The sequence below is a fragment of the Acidovorax sp. KPB24-07 genome, assembly GCF_057543315.1.
The window spans coordinates 1-2883 of the sequence record NZ_BAAJYS010000405.1 but is presented as its reverse complement, the minus strand read 5'-3'; the positions used below and the strand labels follow the sequence as shown (position 1 = coordinate 2883).

Sequence of the window (2883 nt, the reverse complement as noted above, 5' to 3'; positions counted from 1 at the left end):
CCGCTGCGGGGGGGACGGGGTTCCATGGGACGCGCCTCGTTCACCACGATGCTGCGGCCGCCCAGGGGCTGGCCGTTCATGCCCTGGATGGCGGCTTGCGCTTCAGGGTCGCTGCCCATCTCGACGAAGCCAAAGCCCTTGGAGCGGCCCGTGTCGCGCTCCATCATGACTTTGGCGCTGATCACGGCTCCGAATTGGCCGAAGGCCTGCTCCAGGTCACTGTCACGCACCGAGTACGGCAAATTGCCGACGTACAGTTTGTTGCCCATCACGGGACTCCTCAAAAACACATTGATAAAGCGATGGAGTCCCGAAAACGCAGCCAGTGAATCACAAAGATGTCCCATGCGCGAAACTGACGGATCCCCGCAAACGTCGACGCGAAAAATATCTCGCCGATGCATTATGGGCCATAAATTCCGCAAAAAAGCAAGGTGCCGGACACGCGCCAAACGCGCTGGCTCAGCCATGAAAAAAGGGCCCCGAAAGACCCTTTTTTTGAAATGCTGTCAGCGTGAGCTTAGTAGCTGCTGCGGCCACCGCCGTAGCCACCGCCACCACCACCGCCGCCGAAACCACCGCTGCGGCCGCCACCACCGCCGTAGCCGCCGCCACCGCCGTTGCCGCCACCGAAGCCGCCGCCACCGCTGCGGGGGGGACGGGGTTCCATCGGACGGGCTTCGTTGACCACGAGGTCACGGCCGCCGAAGTTTTGACCATGCGCGCCTTGGATGGCGGCTTGCGCTTCGGCATCGTTGCTCATTTCGACGAAGCCGAAACCCTTGGAGCGGCCGGTGTCACGTTCCATCATGACCTTGGCGCTCACCACGTTGCCGTACTGGCTGAACGTTTGTTGCAGGTCGTCGTCGCGGAAAGAATAGGGCAGGTTGCCCACGTAGAGTTTGTTGCCCATGAAGGACTCCTAAAAAAAACAAGAAAACGCGATGGAGCCCGACGCAATCAACAAACCTGTGACGACTTCAAAGACGCGAAACCGACCAATCACCGCTACTTGCGTTCCTGCTTGGCAGAAAGGCAAGGCCCATTATTAACCATCTATTCGGGGTCCAAGCACGAAAATTGGCGCGCCTGCAACGTTTTCGTTGGGTATTTACCCGAAGGCTGGAAGCGCATCGTTACAATCGGCCCGTCTTTGGGGAGTAGCCCGCCCGGCGCACAGACCGCACGGGGGCATGCATCAACAAACTCGGGCCTGCGCGGCCTGTGGTGCATGCGGTTCCATCGGAACTGGGCGAGACCATTGACTGCACACCGATCCCAAAGGCCGGCGTCGGGGTGCAGTCAATGCTCTGCGACCTGTCCGGCCGGACAACTCCCTGCCCCCAATGGAAGCCTTTTTCGTTTCGACCGCCATCGTCGCCCTCGCGGAGATGGGCGACAAGACCCAACTCCTTTCCCTCGTTCTCGCGGCGCGTTTTCGCAAGCCCTGGCCGATCGTGCTCGGCATCCTGGTCGCCACGCTGGCCAACCACGCGCTGGCCGGCGCCGTGGGCGCCTGGGTGACGACCGTCGTGGGCCCGCAGGTGCTGCGCTGGGGGCTCGGGCTGTCGTTCATCGCGATGGCGGTGTGGATGCTCATCCCCGACCGGCTGGACGACGACGCATCGGGCGGCGCGCCGCGCTTTGGCGTGTTCGGCACCACGCTGATCGCGTTCTTCCTAGCCGAGATGGGCGACAAGACCCAGGTCGCCACGGTGATGCTGGCCGCGCGCTACAGCGCCTATTGGTGGGTGGTGGCCGGCACGACCCTGGGCATGATGCTGGCCAACGCGCCCGTGGTCTGGCTGGGCGAGCGCATCACGCGGCGGGTGCCGATCCGCGCGGTGCACATGGTGTCGGCGGTGATCTTCCTCGTGCTGGGGCTGATCGCGCTTTTCGCACCCGCGGCCTGAACGTGCACGGGCCCATGGCCGGCGGGCCCGGGCTTTGGTATAGTGCCCCTCGCGCCGATTTGCATAGCTTGCGGGCGCTTTATAAATACCGCTAAAGACCCGTCCGCCAAGTGACAGACACACCGACCCGGCCTCGTTTTTAGCGACGCCGGGTTTTTTCATGTCCTTCATTGCCACGCCCCAGTCCCTGCATTTCGCCGACGCGCTGCCGCTGCAGGGCGGCGGCGCCATCCGCGACTACACCCTTGCCTTCGAGACCTACGGCACGCTCAACGCCGACCGCTCCAACGCGGTGCTGGTGTGCCATGCGCTGAACGCCTCGCACCACGTGGCGGGCGTGTACGAAGGCCAGCCCAGGAGCGAAGGCTGGTGGAACAACATGATCGGCCCCGGCAAGCCGGTGGACACGAACCGCTTCTTCGTGATCGGCATCAACAACCTGGGCTCGTGCTTCGGCTCGACCGGCCCGATGGACACGCACCCGGACACCGGCGAGGTGTACGGCGCCGACTTCCCCGTGGTCACGGTGGAGGACTGGGTGAACGCGCAGGCCCGCCTGCTGGACCGCATCGGCGTGCAGCAGCTCGCGGCGGTGCTGGGCGGCAGCCTGGGCGGCATGCAGGCGCTGTCGTGGACGCTGCAGTACCCCGAACGTGTGCGCCATGCGGTGGTGGTGGCCAGCGCCCCCAATCTCACGGCGGAGAACATCGCCTTCAACGAGGTGGCGCGCCGGGCCATCGTGACCGACCCGGACTTCCACGGCGGGCACTTCTACCGGCACGGGGCGATCCCGCAGCGCGGCCTGCGCATCGCGCGGATGATCGGCCACATCACATACCTGTCGGACGACGTGATGAACGAGAAATTCGGCCGCCAGCTGCGCCAGACGGTGATGGAGGAGACGCTGCCGGCAGGCACCGCCGGCGGTGCGCCGGCCGCCCCAGGCACGCCCGGCGCGGGGCCGGGCTAC

At 65.0% G+C, this 2883-nt stretch carries 4 protein-coding genes and 1 riboswitch; of the genes, 2 read left to right on the top strand and 2 right to left on the bottom strand.

All coding sequences use genetic code 11. The features are described from left to right. Together AC27IQ_RS21690 and AC27IQ_RS21685 are read right to left on the bottom strand one after the other, a co-directional pair. Window positions 1-269, bottom strand: a 269-nt coding sequence (locus AC27IQ_RS21690; RefSeq protein ID WP_487090746.1) for an RNA recognition motif domain-containing protein, incomplete at its 3' end; no start/stop codon positions are given. A gap of 251 nt (window positions 270-520) precedes the next feature. Continuing rightward, window positions 521-913, bottom strand: a complete 393-nt coding sequence (locus AC27IQ_RS21685) for an RNA-binding regulator (RefSeq protein ID WP_284430568.1) — start codon at window positions 911-913, stop codon at window positions 521-523. A gap of 225 nt (window positions 914-1138) precedes the next feature. Next, window positions 1139-1336, top strand: a riboswitch (yybP-ykoY riboswitch). A gap of 10 nt (window positions 1337-1346) precedes the next feature. Here AC27IQ_RS21685 and AC27IQ_RS21680 point away from each other — a divergent pair. Further along, window positions 1347-1913 carry a TMEM165/GDT1 family protein gene (locus AC27IQ_RS21680; RefSeq protein ID WP_284430567.1) on the top strand — a complete coding sequence of 189 codons (567 nt, stop codon included), beginning with the start codon at window positions 1347-1349 and terminating at the stop codon, window positions 1911-1913. Window positions 1914-2073: 160 nt separating this feature from the next. Continuing rightward, a partial coding sequence (metX, locus tag AC27IQ_RS21675; protein ID WP_487090745.1) for a homoserine O-acetyltransferase MetX occupies window positions 2074-2883 on the top strand: 810 nt, incomplete at its 3' end.